We start from the raw sequence: 18,667 nt of genomic DNA on the forward strand, positions 1-18,667 counted from the left end.
CTCTTCCTTACCGCACGTGGCTTTCTGGACGGGTGACATGGGCGAGGGCCTGGGTGAGCAGGCGGGCCCCTTCGCTGGTCATGATGGATTCCGGGTGGAACTGGAAGCCCAGCACCCGCTCGTCACGCTGCTCGATGGCCATGGGCATGCCCTGATAGTGGGCAATCACCTGCAACTCTTGTGGCACATAGGTGGCCACCAGGGAGTGGTAGCGGGCCACCGGCAAGGGGCTCGGCAGCCCCGCGAAGGCGCCATGGCCGTAGTGCTCGATGAGGGAGCGCTTGCCGTGGACGATTTCCCCCGCCGCCCCGACGGTGCCGCCGTAGGCTTCGCACAGGGCCTGATGACCGAGGCAGATGCCGAGGATGGGCACCCGGCCCCGGGCCAGCTTGATGAGGTCGATGAGGCAGCCCGCCTCATGGGGCGCGCCCGGCCCCGGGGAGAGCACCAGGACGGCGTCCCCTTCGCAGGCGTCGATCTCACTCATGATGCGGCTCGCCTGCAGGCTGTTGCGGTAGATGCGCACCGGGTAGCCCAGGGTGCGGAACTGGTCGACGAGGTTGTAGGTAAACGAGTCGAAGTTGTCGAGCAGGAAGATGTTAGTCATGGCTCACGTCCTTGTGTTGTTCCTGCTGGGCGCTGAGGGCCTGCAGGGAGGTGCCATGGCTGGCAGCGATGGCGGCCAGCACGGCCGCCGCCTTGGCACGGGTCTCGTCCGCCTCGGCCTGGGGTTTGGAGTCATAGACCACCCCGGCGCCGGCCTGGACATGGGCTACCCCCTCTTTCACGAAGGCGGAGCGGATGACGATGCAGGTGTCCATCTCCCCCGCGCCGTTCAGGTAACCCACGGCGCCGCCGTAGCTGCCGCGACGCTTGCCTTCCACCATGCGGATAAGCTCGCTGGCGCGCAGCTTGGGGGCACCGGTCAGGGTGCCCATGTTCATGCAGGCCTGGTAGGCGTGCAGGGCGTCAAGGTCGGCGCGAAGGGTGCCCACCACCCGGGAGACCAGGTGCATGACGTGGCTGTAGCGATCCACTTTGAGCAGATCCTTGACGTAGCGGGTACCGGGGGCGGAGATGCGGGCGATGTCGTTGCGACCCAGATCCACCAGCATCAGGTGCTCGGCCACCTCTTTCTCGTCCTGGCGCAGCTCCAGCTCGATGCGGCCGTCCAGATCCAGGTTGATGCTGCCGTCCGGGTTGAGGCCACGGCGGCGGGTGCCGGCGATGGGGTACATCTCCACCTGGCGGCTGTTGGCGCAGAACTTGACCGCGCTCTCGGGGGAGGCGCCAAACAGGGTGAAGCCCTCGTCCTGCACGTAGAACATGTAGGGGCTAGGGTTGGTCTGCTTGAGGCGGCGATAGGCGGCGACAGGATCCGGGCAGGGGAGGGAGAAGCTGCGGGACGGCACCACCTGGAAGATGTCACCACGGCGGATGAAGCCCTTGAGCTTCTCGACCTCGGCGCAGAACTGCTTGTCCCCCTTGTCGACGGCCAGGACGCCGGTCAGCGGCGCCGAGCCCTGCGGCGCATGCAGCGGCTGCTGACAGGCCTGCTTGAAGGACTCGAGGCGAGCGGTCAGGCGGGCGTAGCGCGCGTCCAGCTGCTCATCCTCTTCGCCGCCGAACAGGCAGGCCACCAACTGGGTGCTCTGCTTGATGTGGTCGATGGTGATCAGGGTCTCGGCCACATAGAAGCAGTAGTCAGGGCAGTCGTTGCTCCCCTCTGGCACCTCGGGCAAGTCTTCAAAGGAGGCGATGAGGTCGTAGGCGAAGCTGCCCGCCATGAAGAGGGCCTCTTTGCCCTGCGGGCATTGCAGCTCCCGCTGCAGGGTGCGCAGCACGTCCAGCACGCTGCTGCCCTTGAGGCGGCTGTCTTCGTCAAGCTCCCGATCGGACGCCGGGAAGTCGAGGTGCAGCTCGTCCGCCACCCGGGTCTGGGTGATTACGGCGGGCAGGCGCTGCTCCAGCAGGCGCAGCAGGGCGGCGCCGTTGTCGCCGAGGGGGCGCACCTGCACGGCGCGGCCGCGGCACTCGATGCGCAGGCAGGCGTCCACCAGCAGCAGGCTCTGGGTGCCGGCCTTGGAGTCGATCTCCACCGATTCGAGCAGCAGGTTGTTGGGTCTGTCCTGGCAGAGTCGGGTATAGAGTGCCAGGGGGTCTGTCACATAGGGGGCATTGAGCCGGATGGTATCGAATTCGCCCAGGGACAAACGGGTCTTGTTGCCTGTCATAATGCCTTCCCTTGCATGTGTTGTGTGTCACCGATGGTCATGGCGCTGTCTCTCTTGAAAATGGGTCGGGTTCGGGTCACGTCAGCGAGTTCGCCATCGCCATGTCAGTGTGCTTCTCTGAATTGTCGGTTTCATCACAGGTCCATTTGCCGGATAATAAAAAAGCCCGCTGGGGTCAGCGGGCTTTTTCTTTGGGTTCTTAACTTGCTGTCAGATTACAGGTACAGCAACGACCACACGCCCGCATGTCAGGGAGTGTGCCACCACCAGATGGTCAGGATGGAAGTCGCTTGCATGAGATTGAGTCCTGTAAAAAGATGTTTGCAATGAAGTGCCTACAGAAAACGATAAAGCCGCGGCCAAGTCAAGTCGCTTTTTTGCCGGCCTTTTCCAGGCAGGTCCCAAACAAGAGCGAAACACGCCGATGAGATTCGATCTTCATTGCCACACCACCGCCTCGGACGGGGTGCTGAGCCCCGCCGACCTGGTGCGCCGCGCCGCCGAAAAAGGGGTGGAGGTGTTAGCGGTCACTGACCACGATACCCTCGACGGGCTTGAGGAGGTGCGCCAGACCATCTCGGCCGACCAGTTGCCACTGCGCCTGGTGAGCGGGGTGGAGATCTCCACCGGGTGGGAGCATCACGAGATCCACATCGTGGCCCTCGGGGTGGACGAGAAAAATCCCCAGTTGCTCGCCTTTCTGGCAGGGCAGCGAGCCCGCCGGGAGGCGCGCGCCGAGGAGATCGGGCGTCGTCTGGAGAAGTGCCTCATCCCGGGCACCTATGAAGAGGCCAAGCAGCTTGCCGGTGACGCCGCCGTGACCCGGGCCCACTTTGCCCGGGTGCTGGTGGCGCGCGGGGTGGCCGACAATATGCAGAAGGTGTTCAAGAAGTACCTGAGCCGGGGCAACAAGGGCTATGTGCCCGCCGAGTGGCCTGGGATGGGGGAGGCCATCGAGGCCATCCACGCCGCAGGCGGGCTGGCGGTGCTGGCCCACCCGAGCCGCTACAATCTCACCGCCAAGTGGATCAAGCGGTTGCTGGTGGCCTTCAAGTCCGTCGGGGGGGATGCCATGGAGGTCTCCCTGCCCCAGCAGAGCCCACAGGAGCGGGCGAATCTCGGCCAGTGGGCCAGGGAGCACGATCTCTATATTTCGGTGGGGTCCGATTTTCACTTCCCCTCCAACTGGACCGAGCTTGGCCGCCACCTCTGGCTCCCCAAGGAGGGGATGCCGCTGTGGCTCGGTCACCCCGGTCATTTCGGGCTCACCCCCGAGGAGCATGCGGGCCTGCTGGCCAGCCGCTGACCCCCCGGGCCGGCATCTTTGATGCAGGCGAGTCTGCGTCAAACAGGTTAAGGTAGTGTCATGGGCCAAGGGGCCCTTGACCATGAAGCGGGCAACGAGCGTGCCCCCTATCGCGAGAAGAGCATATGAGTCAGCATTTTTACGTACATCCCGACAATCCCCAGGTTCGCCTCATCAGCCAGGCGGTGCAGATCCTGCAAAACGGCGGCGTCATCGTCTATCCCACCGACTCCGGCTACGCCCTGGGCTGCCAGATGGGCAACAAGGATGCTTTGGAGCGCATCTGCCGCATCCGTCGCATCGAGCCAAACCACGACTTCACCCTGGTGTGCCGGGATCTCTCGGAGATCTCCACCTATGCCAAGGTGGACAACACCGCCTTCCGGCTGGTCAAGAACAACACCCCCGGACCCTACACCTTCATCTTCAAGGCCACCAAGGAGGTGCCGCGTCGCCTCATGAACGAGAAGAAGAAGACCATCGGCATCCGGGTCCCGGCCAACAACATCGCGCTGGCCTTGCTCGAGGCCCTCGGTGAGCCGCTGCTCTCCACCACCCTGATCCTGCCGGGCTCCGAGATGGCGGAGTTCGACCCCGAGGAGATTGCCGACAAGCTTGGCAAGCAGCTGGATCTGGTGGTCAACGGCGGGTATCTGGGCGAGCAGCCCACCACTGTGGTGGACTTCTCCGACGACGAGCCCGTGCTGCGTCGCCGCGGTGCCGGGGATCCGACGCCGTTTGAGTGATCTTGCCGACCCCGTGCCCGCGCTGACAACCCCCGCGGGCACGACGGGGGAGGCTTCCCTTCCCCCGCCCATCGCCACCGTGCTGGGGCAGCCCTACCATGAGCTGCCCCAGGACTTATTCATCCCCCCCGATGCGCTGGAGGTGTTTCTCGACACCTTCGAGGGGCCGCTGGATCTCTTGCTCTACCTCATCCGGCGCCAGCAGCTCGACATCCTCAACCTGCCCATCCTGCAGATCACCGCCCAGTACATGGAGTACGTGGATCTGATGCAGGGCCTCAACCTCGAGCTGGCGGCGGAATACCTGCTGATGGCGGCCTGGCTCGCGGAGATAAAGTCCCGCCTGCTGCTGCCCAAGGCCCCGGAGCTGGAAGACGAGGAGGAGGGGGAAGATCCCCGCGTCACCCTCATTCGTCGCCTGCAGGAGTACGAGCGCTACAAGCTGGGGGCGGAGCGGGTCAATGCCCTGCCGAGGGTGGAGCGGGAGATCTTCGTCGCCGCCGCCATGGCGCCGGATTTTGGTGCCTTGAAGCCATTGGCGCCCGATGTTTCTCTGGTTGAACTCGCCCTTTACATGCAAAGTGTGGTAAAACGCGCGACTCATTTTGAACATCACCAGATCCGCCGCGAGCAGATCCCGACCAGGGTACGGATGGCGGAGATCCTCGCCATGCTCTCCCTGGGCCAGACCCTGCGCCTGGAGCAGGTGCTGCGGGCCGAGGAGGGGCGCATGGGGGTGCTGGTGACCTTCCTGGCCCTGCTGGAGCTGTGCAAGGAGCAATTGATCTGGATCTTGCAGGCGGAGCCCCTGGGCCCCATCCATTTTGCCCTGGCCAGTCAGGGGAAAGGGGAGGAGCATGAGCATCTACACTGAGCGAGGGGCGCGGACCCGGGAGGTCCACCGTGGCGCTGCCTGCTGAACGATTGAAGACCCTGATCGAGGCGGCGATCTTCGTGGCGGGGCGTCCCCTCACGGTGAGCGAAATCAAGGGCAGCGTGCTCTCGGACTACCCGGTCACCGGCCGCTATGTCCAGTTGCTGCTGGCAGAGCTCAGACAGGATTACAGCGAGCGGGGGGTCGAGCTCAAAGAGGTGGCCTCCGGCTGGCGTTTCCAGGCCCGCCAGGAGTACGCCGAGGAGCTGTCGCGCCTGTGGAGCGAGCGGGCTCCCCGTTATTCCCGCGCCGTGATGGAGACGCTGACGCTGATTGCCTATCGTCAGCCCATCACCCGGGCGGAGATAGAAGCCATTCGCGGGGTGGCGGTGTCGAGCCAGATCGTCAACACCCTCAAGGAGCGTGGCTGGGTGCGCAGCATCGGCCACAAGGAGGTGGCGGGTCGCCCCGAGCTGCTCGCCACCACCCGTGAATTTCTGGACTATTTCAACCTGCAGAGTCTGGAGCAGCTCCCCGAGCTGGACCCCGAGCTGCAGGCCCCCTTGTCGCTCATGCCGGGCGAGGGCGGTGACGGTCAGCCTCTGGCAGGCCGTGCAGAGCATGAACATGGTGGGGAGGCCAACGGGGCCGTCCCACAAGAGCCAAGGTTGTCCGCGATGTCGGCGGGCAGCGATCAACAATCAGGTAAACCCGATGAGTGAAAAACTGCAAAAAGTATTGGCCCGCGCGGGTCAAGGCTCCCGTCGTGAGATGGAGGCCCTGATCACCGCAGGTCGGGTCAGCGTGGATGGCAAGGTCGCCACGCTGGGGGATCGCGTCGAAGTGAACGCCGTGATCCGGGTGGATGGCCACCAGGTCAAGACCCGCGCCGCAGAGGAAGTGATCTGCCGCGTGCTGGCCTACCACAAGCCCGAAGGGGAGATGTGTACCCGCCACGATCCGGAAGGACGTCCCACCGTGTTTGATCGTCTGCCCAAGATGGATGGCGCCCGCTGGATTGCGGTCGGCCGCCTCGACGTCAACACCTCAGGCCTCTTGCTGTTCACCACCGACGGCGAGCTGGCGAACCGCCTGATGCACCCGAGCCACGAAGTGGAGCGGGAATACGCGGTGCGGGTCTTTGGCGAGATCACCGAAGCCATGCTGCAGCGCCTGCGCAAGGGCGTGCAGCTGGAAGACGGCATGGCCAAGTTCAACAAGATCAAGCCGGCCGGCGGTGAAGGGCTGAACCAGTGGTTCAACGTCACCCTGACCGAGGGCCGCAACCGGGAAGTGCGCCGCCTGTGGGAATCCCAGGAAGTGCAGGTGAGCCGCCTGATGCGTATCCGCTACGGCGACGTCAAGCTGGATCGCGGCATCCCCCGCGGCGGCTGGCAGGAGCTGAAACTCCCCGAGGTGAACTACCTGCGCGGCCTGGTCAACCTGCCCAACGAGACCGAATCCAAGGTCGATCTGCAGCAGGATGGCAAGAGCACCCGCCACAAGCAGGCCGCCCAGATCCGTCGCGCCGTGAAGCGCCACAAGGAGATGCAGGGCAAGGAGCCGCGCGCCCGTGCCACCACCGCCCGTCGCAAGCCGACCTCCTCCACCCGCAATTCCGGCACCGGCAGCAAGTAAGCCGCCGCCACGGGCCGCTCGCCCCGGACACGCCACAAGCCCGCCCCCCAAGGTGCGGGCTTTTTTGTGTTCCGGACATGTTCCCGGCCTGGTACGACAAAGAGGGCGGCGCAGGGGGCTTTTTCATTCCTTTTGCTAATGCATTTTTGTTGTCATTAATTTGTCTTTCTTTTTTTCGACCCTGCCGAGGGAGCTGTTGCCCTGCCGGGACGGGCTTGTTAGCCTTTCGCGCACAAAGACAGGAGAAACCAATGAGCAAGGTACTGGATGAGCTGCTGGCGTTGCTGGCGCTCGAAAAGATCGAGGAGGGCCTGTTTCGGGGCCAGAGCCAGGATCTCGGGTTGCGATCCGTGTTTGGCGGACAGGTGATGGGGCAGGCCTTGTCAGCCGCCAAGCAGACGGTGGCAAGCGACCGCCAGGTCCACAGTTTCCACTCCTACTTTCTGCGGCCCGGGGATGCCAACAAGCCCATCGTCTACGACGTGGAGAACATCCGCGACGGCCAGACCGTCTCCACCCGCCGGGTCAAGGCCATCCAGAATGGCAAGCCCATCTTCTACCTCAACGCCTCCTTCCAGGTGGAGGCCGAGGGCTTCGAGCACCAGGCGAAGATGCCGGGCGGCATCACGCCTCCCGAGCAGCTCAAGAGCGAGCTGGAGCTGGTGCGTCCCTACGAGCAGATGATCCCGGCGGCCCTGCGGGACAAGATCCTGTGCGAGAAGCCCATCGAAATTCGCCCGGTGACCCTGGTGGACCCCATCCGCCCGGATGTCCACGAGCCCCTTCGCTACACCTGGTTCAAGGCCAATGGCCCGGTGCCGGACGATCAGCGGGTCCACAACTACCTGCTGGCCTATGCCTCCGACTTCCACTTCCTGTTCGCCGCCCTGCAGCCCCACGGGGTCTCCTACTGGGAGCCGGACATGCAGGTGGCCACCATCGATCACTCCATGTGGTTCCACCGGGAGTTCCGGCTGGACGACTGGCTGCTCTACGTGGTGGACAGCCCGAGCGCCAGCGGCGGTCGGGGTCTGGTACGCGGCCAGTTCTTCACCCGGGATGGGGTATTGGTGGCGAGCACCATGCAGGAAGGGGTGATCCGTCGCCGGGGCTGAGACGCCCCCTTGCGCCAACGAAAAACGGGAGCCGATGGCTCCCGTTTTTTATTGCCTACGCTATCAGGCTGCGTCCTGCTCGGTGCTGAGCCCTGGCTCGCCACTTTGGGCGAAACGATCGGCCCACAGGGCGATGACGCCGTCACCGGTGACGTTGCAGGCGGTGCCGAAGCTGTCCTGGGCCAGGTAGAGGGCGATCATCAGGGCGATGGAGGCCTCACCGAAGCCGAGCATGGAGGTAAGCAGGCCGAGCGCGGACATGACACCGCCACCCGGTGCGCCCGGCGCGGCAATCATGATGACGCCCAGCATCATGATGAAGGGCACCATGGTGCCGTAGCCCGGAATGGCCAGGTGTTCGGAGAGGAACATCACCGCCGTGGCGCAGGTCACCAGGGTGATGGTGGAGCCGCACAGGTGGATGGTGGCGCACAGGGGCACGGTGAAGTTGGCGATGCCGTCGCTCACGCCGTTGCGCTTGCTGGCTTGCAGGGCCACCGGAATGGTGGCGGCGCTGGACATGGTGCCAAGGGCGGTGAAGTAGGCGGGCAGCATGTTCTTGATGAGCATGACGGGGGAGCGCCCCTGGGCGAGGCCAGTGCCGACGAACAGGACGCAGAGCCAGATCCAGTGCATGACGATGGCCATCACCAGCACCACTCCGAAGGTCTTGAGGGTGGCGAAGACGGTGCCTTCCACCGTCATCTCGACGAAGACGCCGGCGATGTAGAAGGGGAGCAGGGGAATGATCACGCGTGCCAGCAGGCGGTCGATGATGTCACGGCCCTGATCGGCGACCCGGCGCAGGTCGGTGGCCTGGGTGGCGCTGATGCCGATGCCGAACACGAAGGCGGCGGCCAGGGTCGACATCACCCCGAACAGGGGCGGGATCTCGAGATTGATGTAGGAAGCGAGCTTGGTGGCTGCCTCGGCGGTGGGTTCGGCGGCCGTGGTCAGGTGCGGGATCAGGTGGCTCGCCACGGTGAAGGCGAACAGGCCCGCCAGTATGGTGGAGCAGTAGGAGAGCCCCACCGTCTTGCCCAGCAGCTTGCCGGAGTTCTTCGGCAGGCTGGCGATGCCGCTCATGATGAAGAAGAGGATGATGAGCGGGATGGTGAAGGTGATGAGCTGGCCTATCACCGTCTTGGCGGTGAACAGCACGCGGGCGACCCATTCGGGGGCATAGAGACCGAGCAGCAGGCCGGCGAGGATACCGGCAACCAGATTGAGAACGAGTTTCATGGGGGAATCCAGGTGTTGGTGTCTGATTTGTTATTTAATTTTGATTTTAATGCCGCTTTTTAACACAAACGCCGCATCTTGTCTGCTTTATGGTGGTTAACTCAGGGTTAAATATTGTTAATGGGCTGAATGCCGTGAGGTGTCACTGTCCCCGGGGGCTTTCGCGGATCAGCACCGCACCAGCAAGGCGTGCAGCCAGGGGCCGTTCACCTCATCTTCCCCCACCCAGCCATGGTGCAGGGTGAAGGGGAGGGGAGCGATCAGGCGTCGCAGCCCCGCCTCGTCGAGCCGGGTCTGCAGGGGATATTCCCCCGACCGTGGCAGCGGTTCGCCCTTCCCGTGGGGGAAGGAGGCGTAGAGGGGGCCCCCGGCCTTGAGCAGGGTGGCCAGATGACCGAGCGCCGGGACTATCTCGTGTTCGGGCAGACAGGGGAGGGAGCCGCTGGCCCAGATGCCGTCATAGGGAACGACGCTTTGCATCTGCTCGAAGCGGCAGACTCGCACCGGCTGGCCGCACAGGCGCGAGGCGGCGGCGGCCTGCGCCCGGCTCGCATCGAAGGCGGTCACGGTGAGGTCCTGCTGGCGAAAGAGGCGCAGATCCTCTCCTGCCCCGCAACCGGCCTCCAGCAGATGACGGCCGCTGCCCAGCAGGGCCAGGAAGGGGGCATGGGCGCCTGCCACGAGGGCGGGGCGAGGGGCGGCGTCGTGCGCCGGCGCGGGGGCGTGTGGCAAGGGTGTCGGGCTCATCGTGGTGGGGGGCGTTAGTCTAGCAGGTTTGCCCCCGGCTGTTGAGCATTGGCGGGGGCGGCGCGTCTTGCAGACTCAGGGGTGGCGGCGAAGGGTGGGGCTCGCGATGAGGGTGAACAGGGTATCGAGGAGAAAGTCCGACTCCTCAATCAGATCGATGCGATCCGGGAAGTGCAGCCAGTTGATGATGTAGCCGTCCAGGGTGCAGTGGAGCAGGGTGGCGGCGCGGCGCAGATCCAGCCCCTCGGGCAGTTGGCCGCGACGCACGGCATTGGCCAGGGTGATCTCCAGATCCCTGAAGAAATTCATGGATTGCAGGTGCATGTGCTCGCGCATGACGGCGGCCTCTCCCTCCATGGATTCCAGATTGAACATGATGGTGAACATCTGCTGGTGGGCGGGCTCGGTGCTGATCTTGAGCATCACCTCCTTGAGAAAGCTGCGCAGCTTGCCCAGAGGATCCGGCTCCGCCTCGTCGACGCAGGCGTCGAGCTGGTGGGAGAGGGGGGCACACAGCTCCTCCCACAGGGTGACGAACAGCTCTTCTTTATTCTTGAAGTGCCAGTAGATGGCGCCCCGGGTGAGGTCCGTCGCCTTGGCGATATCGGTCAGGCTGGTGCGTGCCAGCCCCTGTTGGCAGAAGAGATCCAGGGCCGTGCTCATGATGTTGCAGCGGGTTTGCTGCGCCTCTTCTTTGGTGCGTCTGGCCATTGACTCCGGTCCTGTTTAAAAGTGAAAAAAGTTTCTTACATACATTCATGAATGTATGTATATTGCATCATCTTCGCCGTTTTACCAACAGGGGCCTTATAAACCCTGTGGTTTTGTCACTTCTTTTTGATTGAAACTGAGGTTCAGAGACTTGATGCATAAACATATTCTCGCACGTTCGGTCGGCCTTGCCTTGCTGGCAAGCGGCCTGCTGGCTGGCTGTGGTGACAAGGACGGGGCCCAGCAGGCCATGGGGGAGATGCCTCCCGCCGCCGTGGACGTGGTCACCCTCCATACGGCCCCCCTGCAACTGTTGTCCGAGCTCACCGGCCGCACCGCCCCCCTGCGGGTGGCCGAGGTGCGTCCCCAGGTGAACGGCATTATCCTCAAGCGCCTGTTCACCGAGGGGAGCGACGTCAAGGCCGGTCAACTGCTCTATCAGATTGATCCCGCCGTCTATCAGGCCGAAGTGGCTTCCGCCAAGGCCAACCTCGCCAAGGCCGAGGCCAACGAGCGCAGCGCCCGCCTCAAGGCCCAGCGCTACGCCGAGCTGGTGAAGGTGAAAGCCATCAGCAGCCAGGAGTATGACGACGCCGACGCGGCCTGGAAACAGCAGCTGGCCGAGATCGGGGCCGCCAAGGCCGCATTGCAGACCGCCAACATCAACCTGGCCTACACCCGCATCACGGCCCCCATCAGCGGCCGCATCGGCAAGTCTGCGGTGACCGAAGGAGCCCTGGTCACCGCCCAGCAGGCGGACAGCCTCACCTCTATTCAGCAGCTCGATCCCATGTACGTGGACGTGCGCCAGTCCACCGCCGACCTGCTGCGCCTCAAGCGCCTGGTGGCCGAGGGCAAGCTGACCCAGGGGGAGAAGGACGGGGCCGGTGTCAGCTTCCAGCTGGAAGATGGCAGCCAGTATGGCGAGAAAGGTACCCTCCAGTTCTCCGATGTGACCGTGGACGAGGCGACCGGCATGGTGACCCTGCGGGTGATCGTGCCCAACCCGGATCAACTGCTGCTGCCCGGCATGTTCATGCGCGCCACCTTGCAGGAGGGCGAGCGCCCGCAAGGCCTGCTGGTGCCCCAGACTGCCGTGACCCGTACCCCCAAGGGCGGTGCCACCGTCATGGTGGTGACGGCGGACAACAAGGTGGAACTGCGTGAAGTGCAGGTCGGCCGCATGTCCGGCAACAGCTGGGTGGTGGAGTCCGGTCTCAAGGCTGGCGAGAAGGTGATCGTCGCCGGTCTGCAGAAAGTCAAACCCGGGGTCGTGGTGGCGCCCACTGAACGTGCCGGTAACAGCGCACAACAGACCCCGGCAACCAAGCAGTAGGATGGAGTAGTCGCCTCATGGCACGTTTTTTCATAGATAGACCCATTTTCGCCTGGGTGATCGCCCTGGTGATCATGCTGGCTGGGGCCATGGCCATCATCGGCCTGCCGGTGGCCCAGTACCCGACCATCGCCCCGCCGGCGGTTGGCATCTCCGCCAGCTACCCGGGGGCCTCCGCCAAGACGGTGGAAGACTCGGTGACCCAGATCATCGAGCAGAACATGACCGGGCTGGATCACCTGCTCTATATGTCGGCGCAATCCGACTCGTCAGGGAACGTCAGCGTGACCCTCACCTTCAAGCCGGGCACGGATCCCGACATCGCCCAGGTGCAGGTGCAAAACAAGCTGCAACAGGCCATGTCGCTCCTGCCCCAAGAGGTGCAGCAACAGGGCGTGCGGGTACAGAAGACCTCCAGCAGCTTCCTGATGGTGGCCGCCTTCATCTCCACCGATGGCGCCATGACCAACGATGACCTGGCGGACTATGTGGTAGCCAACATCAAGGAGCCCCTGAGCCGTCTGGACGGGGTCGGTGACATCACCTTGTTCGGCAGCCAGTACTCCATGCGCGTCTGGCTCGATCCCCACAAGCTCAACCGGGTGCAGATGACCCCGGCCGACATTCAGGCCGCCATCAAGGCCCAGAACGCCCAGGTTGCCTTCGGCAAGCTGGGGGGGACCCCTGCGGTGAGCGATCAGCAATTTACCGCCACCATCATGGGCCAGACCCGGCTCTCCACCGTGGAGGAGTTCAACAACATCCTGCTGCGGGTGAACCAGGACGGCTCCAAGGTCCAGCTCAAGGACGTGGCCCGGGTCGAACTTGCCGGTGAAAACTACGACGCGACCGCGCTCTACAACGGCCAGGCCACCGCCGCCGTCGCCATCAAGCTGGCGACCGGTGCCAACGCCCTGGACACCGCCGAGCACGTGCGGACCAAGCTGGGTGAACTCTCCGAGTACTTCCCGGCCAACATGGAGATCGTCTATCCCTACGACACCACGCCGTTCGTGAAGATCTCCATCGAGGAGGTGGTGCAGACCCTGATCGAGGCGATCTTCCTGGTGTTCTGCGTCATGTATCTGTTCTTGCAGAACTTCCGGGCAACCCTGATTCCGACCATCGCGGTGCCCGTGGTCCTGCTCGGCACCTTCGGGGTCATGGCGGCCTTCGGCTTCTCCATCAACACCCTGACCATGTTCGGTCTGGTGCTCGCCATCGGCCTCTTGGTGGATGACGCCATCGTGGTGGTGGAGAACGTGGAGCGTCTGATGAGCGAGGAGGATCTCTCCCCCCTCGAGGCGACCCGCAAGTCCATGACCCAGATCACCGGCGCCCTGGTGGGCATCGCCCTAGTGCTGTCGGCGGTGTTCGTGCCCATGGCCTTCTTCGGTGGCTCTACCGGTGCCATCTATCGCCAGTTCTCCCTCACCATCGTCTCGGCCATGGTGCTCTCTGTGCTGGTGGCCCTGATCCTGACCCCGGCCCTGTGCGCCACCCTGCTCAAACCCATGAAGCACGGTGAATTCGGCGCCCAGCGCGGCTTCTTCGGCTGGTTCAACCGCTTCTTCGACACCAACGCCAACCGTTACCAGAACGGCGTGCGCAAGGTGATCAAGCAGGGCACCCGCTACGGCATCATCTATCTGGCCATGCTGGCGGTGCTGGCGGTGCTCTTCATGCGCATGCCCACCTCCTTCCTGCCGGAAGAGGATCAGGGGGTCATCATGTCCATGGTGCAGCTCCCGGTGGGGGCAACCAAGGAGCGGACCGAGGTGGTGCTCGGGGAGATGCGCGACTACTTCCTCGAGAACGAGAAGGAGAACGTGGACTCCGTGCTGACGGTGGCGGGCTTCAGTTTCGCCGGTAGCGGTCAGAACAGCGGCATGGCCTTCATCAAGCTCAAGGACTGGAGTGAGCGCAAGGGGGAAGAGCGCAGCGCCAATGCCATCATCGGCCGCGCCATGGGGTTCCTGTTCAGCATCAAGGAAGCCCAGGTCTTCGCCTTCAACCTGCCCCCCATTCCGGAACTCGGCACGGCCACCGGCTTCGACTTCTTCCTGCAAGACCGCGGCGGTCTGGGTCACGAGAAGCTGATGCAGGCGCGCAACCAGTTGCTCGGCATGGCGGCGCAGGATCCCAACCTGGTGCGGGTACGCCCGAACGGGATGGAAGACACGCCCCAGCTCGACATCAAGATCGATTACGAGAAGGCGCTGGCCCAGGGGCTCTCCATCACCGACATCAACAACACCCTGTCGGCGGCCTGGGGCTCCTCTTATGTGAACGACTTTGTCGACAGAGGCCGGGTCAAGAAGGTCTATCTGCAGGCGGATGCCCCTTTCCGGATGAACCCGGAAGATCTGAAGCTGTGGTACGTGCGCAACAGCGCGGGCCAGATGGTGCCCTTCTCCGCCTTTGCCAGCACGGAGTGGAGCTTCGGCTCGCCCCGTCTTGAGCGCTACAACGGTGTCTCCGCCATGGAGATCGTCGGTGAGGCGGCCCCGGGCAAGAGTACGGGTGATGCCATGGCGGCCATCGAGGAGATGGTCAAGCAGTTGCCGGAAGGGATCGGCATCGAGTGGACCGGCCTCTCCTTCCAGGAGCGTCAGGCAGGCTCCCAGGCGCCGGCCCTGTACGCCATCTCGCTCCTGGTGGTCTTCCTCTGTCTGGCGGCCCTCTACGAGAGCTGGAGCATTCCGTTCTCGGTCATGCTGGTGGTGCCGCTCGGGGTGCTGGGGGCCATTTTGGCCGCGACCCTGCGCGGGCTTGAGAATGACGTCTACTTCCAGGTAGGCCTGCTCACCACGATCGGGCTGTCGGCCAAGAACGCCATCCTCATCGTCGAGTTCGCCAAGGAGCTGCACGACAAGGGGATGAGGCTCGGGGATGCGGTGGTGGAGGCCTCGCGTCAGCGCCTGCGCCCCATCCTGATGACCTCGCTCGCCTTCATCCTGGGGGTACTGCCCCTGGTGATCAGCACCGGGGCGGGCGCCAGCAGCCGAAACGCCATCGGGACCGGCGTTATGGGGGGGATGATCAGTGCCACCGTGCTCGCCATCTTCTTCGTGCCGCTGTTCTTTGTGCTGGTGATGCGCTATTTCACCGAACGCAAGCATGCCGGGGAAGAGAGTGTCCACACCAAGGAGATCAACCATGACTAAGACCCTGATCGCCCTGGGCGTGACCCTGATGATGGGGGGCTGCTCCATGGCCCCCGACTACCAGCGCCCCGAGCTGCCCCAAGGCGCCTCCTGGCAAGCTGACCTGGCCGCCAAGGGGGAACTTGCCCCCTGGCGCCAGCAGTTCCAGGACCCGGCCCTTCAGACGCTGATCGGCACCGCCCTTGAGAGCAACCGGGATCTGCGCCTGGCAGCCCTCAACGTCGAGGCCTACGAGGCGAAATACCGTATCCAGCGGGCGGCCCAGTTGCCGACCCTGGCCGCCAGTGGCAGCGGCACCCGCCAGCAGGGATCCGACGATCTCAGTAGTACGGGGCAGGGCACCATCAGCAGCCAGTACGGCGCCAACATCGGCATCACCGCCTATGAGCTGGATCTGTTTGGCCGGATCCAGAGCCTGAAAGATCAGGCCCTTGAGACCTATCTGGCGCAAATCGAGACCCAGCGCAGCACCCAGATTGCGCTGGTGGCCTCGGTGGCGAATGCCTACTTCACCCTGCTGGCGGATCAGGAGTTGCTGGCCCTGAGCCAGGCGACCCTCGCCACCGAGCAGGAGAGCTATGCCCTGACCGAGCACAAATACCGCCTGGGCGCCGCCTCCGAGATGGAGCTGGCCCAGGGGCGCACGGCACTGGAAAACGCCAAGGTCAGCCAGGCGCAATACCAGCGTCTGGTGAAGCAGGACAGAAACGGTCTGGCCCTGCTGCTTGGCACCGATATCCCGGTGCTGGCGGCACAACCGGCCACCCTGGCCGAGGTGAAACTGGCGCCGATCCCGGTGGGGGCGCCCTCCAGCCTGTTGCAGCAACGCCCGGACATCCTGGCGGCGGAGCACAACCTGAAGGCGGCCAACGCCAACATAGGGGCGGCCCGTGCCGCCTTCTTCCCGACCATCTCGCTCACCGCGACGGCGGGCACCGCCAGCAACCAGCTGAGCGGTCTGTTTGACGGCGGCACCGGCACCTGGACCTTCATGCCCCAGATCAATCTGCCCATCTTCGATGGCGGCAAGCGCGTTGCGGATCTGGACGTGGCCGAGGTGGGGACCAGGCAGGCGGTGGCGAGCTACGAGAAGAGCATCCAGACCGCCTTCAAGGAGGTCGCGGATACCCTCGGTGCCCAGGCTGACTACGCGCAGCAGCTGCAGGCGCAACAGGCGCTGGTGGATGCCAATCAGACCTACTTCAGGCTGGCGGAGGTGCGTTACGAGCAAGGGGTGGACAGCTACCTGACCCGCCTCGATGCCCAGCGCTCCCTGTTCAGCGCCAAGCAGGGGCTCATCAGCACCCGGCTCGCCCAGCTGAGTAACCAGGTCGCCCTCTACAAGGCCGTCGGTGGCGGCTGGCAGGCGCCGAAGGACGCAGAGCCGGCATCAGACAAACAGGGTTGACCCCTCGGGGTTGACGTAAAAAGCATCAGGGGCGAACCACTAGGTTCGCCCCGTTTTTTTATCTGTCATGTCGAGAAGCCAAATCGAGGCAGGTGACAAAGGTATGAAAGTGCTATTCACCTGACTGTTGTCCACAAGGGAGTGGTCATATGGCTTCAAACCGGATAACAAAACGGTATCCCTACCGTGTTATCTGGAGTCACCGTTGACCTGCAACGAGAAAATAGTACGCTGTAAACTCCGCTTGTTAAAGCTCGCCAAAGATCTCAATAACGTAAGCAAAGCCTGCAAGCTGATCGGCCGAGGGCTTGCTCGACAAACTGCCCGGCTGTAAAGGGCACATCCCAACCGGGTCGCTCCCGAGATTGAACAGGCCATCCTCGATAACTCTCTCACCAATCCAACCCAGTACCCGCTGTGGTCTGCACAAAGACGTGTCTGCAAAGCATCAACGTCAGTGCGGGCGATCTGAGTGGCGTATGACAACGTCACGACCTGCTTTCCAAGCTCGGCCGCTTGTTGTGCCTCGAGAAAACCCATCGGGAGTAGACGATGGAGCTCAATGATGAATAAGTTCGCCTGCTCTAGCGCTTCAGTCCTGAGTTTCGCGAACGCCAGATCGAAGTTAACTACATTGGGGAACTGGTGGCGTGCGATACCTTCATCGTCGGTGTACTCAAGGGGGACAAGGTGTATCTGGGAATCGTGCTGGACGGCTAAAACCGTCATGCCTGGGGACGGCACTATACCGGCAAGTTGCCGGTGACTTCGGTTCATGTGCTCAATGAAACGGTCCTGCCGTTCTTTGAAGCACATGAACCGTGTGTCTATCCCATCTCCTGTCAGATAACTGGCGCGCGTTCTGCGGACGCCCTGACCATCATCCCAACGAGCTGTTCTTGCAACTGGGGGATTGAACTCTGGGCTAACACGGTACGCAGGCCACAGAGCAATGACTTTATCGAACGACTGCATCGTACCATGCTGGATGAACACTTCCTTATCAAGAGGCGGACGACCAAGCCGTAAGGTCCCGGAATGAGTCAGTGGGGCAGATTCAGACAGACTTACATCGCTACCTGGAGCGCTGCAACACCCAGCTGCCACATCTGGGTAGGATGTTGGAGGTACATACCTCCTATCGTATGTTCAAGAAGGGGCAAAAGTTGACACCGAAGGAACTGCGCTCTAAATCAGCGTAACCAAAACACCGGTTTGAGGCCGGTGTCAGGTGATAACCATATCGGTACAGTTATTATAATCAACAACACTGCATTAAATAATCACAAATTGATTTTTGAGATATTTTCAATAGTAGTGATTTTACAAAAACAAGTGTTAGCTAAACCTGTGAGAAAAACTCCACTAGGGAAAGTGCGAACAAGTATCCCAAGAACAAAAAATGAAAATTTTAGTCATTTAATATCAATGGGTTACCAGTAAATGCTCTCGTGCCATATGACTTATTCGCACCTTCCCTAGGGAAGGTGCGAACAAGTCCCTGATATGAGATCATGTTTGTCATCTGGAGCCATGAAAAAGGGTTCATCATGAGTCATCAGCTCACCTTCGCCGACAGTGAATTCAGCAGTAAGCGCCGTCAGACTAGAAAAGAGATTTTCTTGTCCCGCATGGAGCAGATTCTGCCATGGCAAAACATGGTGGAAGTCATCGAGCCGTTTTATCCCAAGGCTGGTAATGGCCGGCGACCTTATCCGCTGGAAACCATGCTACGCATTCACTGCATGCAGCATTGGTACAACCTGAGCGATGGCGCGATGGAAGATGCTCTGTACGAAATCGCCTCCATCCGTCTGTTTGCCCGGTTATCCCTGGATAGCGCCTTGCCGGACCGCACCACCATCATGAATTTCCGCCACCTGCTGGAGCAGCATCAACTGGCCCGCCAATTGTTCAAGACCATCAATCGCTGGCTGGCCGAAGCAGGCGTCATGATGACTCAAGGCACCTTGGTCGATGCCACCATCATTGAGGCTCCCAGCTCGACCAAGAACAAAGAGCAGCAACGCGATCCGCAGATGCATCAGACCAAGAAAGGCAATCAGTGGCACTTTGGCATGAAGGCCCACATTGGTGTCGATGCCAAGAGTGGCCTGACCCACAGCCTAGTCACCACCGCGGC

Annotated in this window: 14 protein-coding genes and 2 pseudogenes; 11 read left to right on the plus strand and 5 right to left on the minus strand. The window is 62.7% G+C overall.

The annotated features are described in order from the left end of the window. Positions 1–7 precede the first annotated feature (7 nt). Both J9893_RS21375 and J9893_RS21380 read right to left on the minus strand, forming a co-directional pair. Positions 8–607, minus strand: a complete 600-nt coding sequence (locus J9893_RS21375) for an aminodeoxychorismate/anthranilate synthase component II (RefSeq protein ID WP_210600784.1) — start codon at positions 605–607, stop codon at positions 8–10. Beyond that, positions 600–2,234: an anthranilate synthase component 1 gene (locus tag J9893_RS21380; protein WP_210600785.1), complete on the minus strand. Its 1,635-nt coding sequence runs from the start codon at positions 2,232–2,234 to the stop codon at positions 600–602. Before J9893_RS21380 ends, J9893_RS21375 begins: the two co-directional genes overlap by 8 nt. Before the next feature lie 424 nt (positions 2,235–2,658). Between J9893_RS21380 and J9893_RS21385 the strand changes: the two genes are divergently transcribed. The 6 genes from J9893_RS21385 (at position 2,659) to tesB (ending at position 7,913) form a co-directional block, all read left to right on the plus strand. Next, positions 2,659–3,540, plus strand: coding sequence for a PHP domain-containing protein (locus tag J9893_RS21385; protein ID WP_010673701.1), 882 nt, complete (start codon positions 2,659–2,661; stop codon positions 3,538–3,540). Positions 3,541–3,665: 125 nt separating this feature from the next. After that, a complete protein-coding gene (locus tag J9893_RS21390; RefSeq protein WP_010673702.1) occupies positions 3,666–4,286 on the plus strand; it encodes an L-threonylcarbamoyladenylate synthase in 621 nt (206 codons plus the stop codon). After that, positions 4,279–5,160, plus strand: coding sequence for a ScpA family protein (locus J9893_RS21395; protein WP_010673703.1), 882 nt, complete (start codon positions 4,279–4,281; stop codon positions 5,158–5,160). Before J9893_RS21390 ends, J9893_RS21395 begins: the two co-directional genes overlap by 8 nt. Positions 5,161–5,189: 29 nt before the next feature. Next, positions 5,190–5,882, plus strand: a complete 693-nt coding sequence (gene scpB / locus J9893_RS21400) for an SMC-Scp complex subunit ScpB (protein ID WP_043155571.1) — start codon at positions 5,190–5,192, stop codon at positions 5,880–5,882. Beyond that, positions 5,875–6,798, plus strand: a complete 924-nt coding sequence (gene rluB, locus J9893_RS21405; protein ID WP_039039190.1) for a 23S rRNA pseudouridine(2605) synthase RluB — start codon at positions 5,875–5,877, stop codon at positions 6,796–6,798. The genes scpB and rluB overlap by 8 nt, the downstream gene beginning before the upstream one ends. Before the next feature lie 251 nt (positions 6,799–7,049). Next, on the plus strand, positions 7,050–7,913 hold the full coding sequence (tesB, locus tag J9893_RS21410) for an acyl-CoA thioesterase II (protein WP_041214836.1): 864 nt from the start codon (positions 7,050–7,052) through the stop codon (positions 7,911–7,913). 63 nt (positions 7,914–7,976) lie between these two features. Here the strand turns inward: tesB and J9893_RS21415 are convergent, their stop codons facing one another. From J9893_RS21415 to J9893_RS21425, 3 genes are all read right to left on the minus strand, one after another. After that, a complete protein-coding gene (locus J9893_RS21415; protein WP_119197468.1) occupies positions 7,977–9,155 on the minus strand; it encodes a dicarboxylate/amino acid:cation symporter in 1,179 nt (392 codons plus the stop codon). A gap of 168 nt (positions 9,156–9,323) precedes the next feature. Continuing rightward, positions 9,324–9,887: a methyltransferase gene (locus J9893_RS21420; RefSeq protein ID WP_246875672.1), complete on the minus strand. Its 564-nt coding sequence runs from the start codon at positions 9,885–9,887 to the stop codon at positions 9,324–9,326. A 90-nt stretch (positions 9,888–9,977) separates the two neighbouring features. Next, on the minus strand, positions 9,978–10,613 hold the full coding sequence (locus tag J9893_RS21425; protein ID WP_010673709.1) for a TetR family transcriptional regulator: 636 nt from the start codon (positions 10,611–10,613) through the stop codon (positions 9,978–9,980). 154 nt (positions 10,614–10,767) lie between these two features. On the opposite strand from J9893_RS21425, the gene J9893_RS21430 reads away from it, so the two are divergent. The 5 genes and pseudogenes from J9893_RS21430 to J9893_RS21450 all read left to right on the plus strand — a co-directional run. Continuing rightward, positions 10,768–11,949 (plus strand): efflux RND transporter periplasmic adaptor subunit, encoded by a 1,182-nt coding sequence (locus J9893_RS21430; protein WP_210600786.1) that lies wholly within the window; start codon positions 10,768–10,770, stop codon positions 11,947–11,949. Between the two features lie 17 nt (positions 11,950–11,966). After that, positions 11,967–15,116, plus strand: coding sequence for an efflux RND transporter permease subunit (locus J9893_RS21435; RefSeq protein ID WP_041213203.1), 3,150 nt, complete (start codon positions 11,967–11,969; stop codon positions 15,114–15,116). Then, complete coding sequence (locus tag J9893_RS21440; protein ID WP_043155092.1) at positions 15,109–16,524, plus strand: efflux transporter outer membrane subunit; 1,416 nt, start codon at positions 15,109–15,111, stop codon at positions 16,522–16,524. The genes J9893_RS21435 and J9893_RS21440 overlap by 8 nt, the downstream gene beginning before the upstream one ends. 205 nt (positions 16,525–16,729) lie before the next feature. Beyond that, a pseudogene (locus J9893_RS21445) lies at positions 16,730–17,726 on the plus strand (IS481 family transposase). A 348-nt stretch (positions 17,727–18,074) separates the two neighbouring features. Beyond that, positions 18,075–18,667, plus strand: a pseudogene (locus J9893_RS21450) (IS5-like element IS5B family transposase); the annotation flags it as partial.

The sequence above is a fragment of the Aeromonas sp. MaB10011B genome, from assembly GCF_017939325.1.
GTDB classification, from domain to species: domain Bacteria; phylum Pseudomonadota; class Gammaproteobacteria; order Enterobacterales; family Aeromonadaceae; genus Aeromonas; species Aeromonas caviae.

Excerpts from the sequence above, each read along its gene's own strand:
- J9893_RS21375 (WP_210600784.1), bottom strand. The coding sequence starts at position 607 with ATGACTAACATCTTCCTGCTCGACAACTTCGACTCGTTTACCTACAAC.
- J9893_RS21380 (WP_210600785.1), bottom strand. The coding sequence starts at position 2,234 with ATGACAGGCAACAAGACCCGTTTGTCCCTGGGCGAATTCGATACCATC.
- J9893_RS21385 (WP_010673701.1), top strand. The coding sequence starts at position 2,659 with ATGAGATTCGATCTTCATTGCCACACCACCGCCTCGGACGGGGTGCTG.
- J9893_RS21390 (WP_010673702.1), top strand. The coding sequence starts at position 3,666 with ATGAGTCAGCATTTTTACGTACATCCCGACAATCCCCAGGTTCGCCTC.
- rluB (WP_039039190.1), top strand. The coding sequence starts at position 5,875 with ATGAGTGAAAAACTGCAAAAAGTATTGGCCCGCGCGGGTCAAGGCTCC.
- tesB (WP_041214836.1), top strand. The coding sequence starts at position 7,050 with ATGAGCAAGGTACTGGATGAGCTGCTGGCGTTGCTGGCGCTCGAAAAG.
- J9893_RS21415 (WP_119197468.1), bottom strand. The coding sequence starts at position 9,155 with ATGAAACTCGTTCTCAATCTGGTTGCCGGTATCCTCGCCGGCCTGCTG.
- J9893_RS21425 (WP_010673709.1), bottom strand. The coding sequence starts at position 10,613 with ATGGCCAGACGCACCAAAGAAGAGGCGCAGCAAACCCGCTGCAACATC.
- J9893_RS21430 (WP_210600786.1), top strand. The coding sequence starts at position 10,768 with ATGCATAAACATATTCTCGCACGTTCGGTCGGCCTTGCCTTGCTGGCA.
- J9893_RS21435 (WP_041213203.1), top strand. The coding sequence starts at position 11,967 with ATGGCACGTTTTTTCATAGATAGACCCATTTTCGCCTGGGTGATCGCC.
- J9893_RS21440 (WP_043155092.1), top strand. The coding sequence starts at position 15,109 with ATGACTAAGACCCTGATCGCCCTGGGCGTGACCCTGATGATGGGGGGC.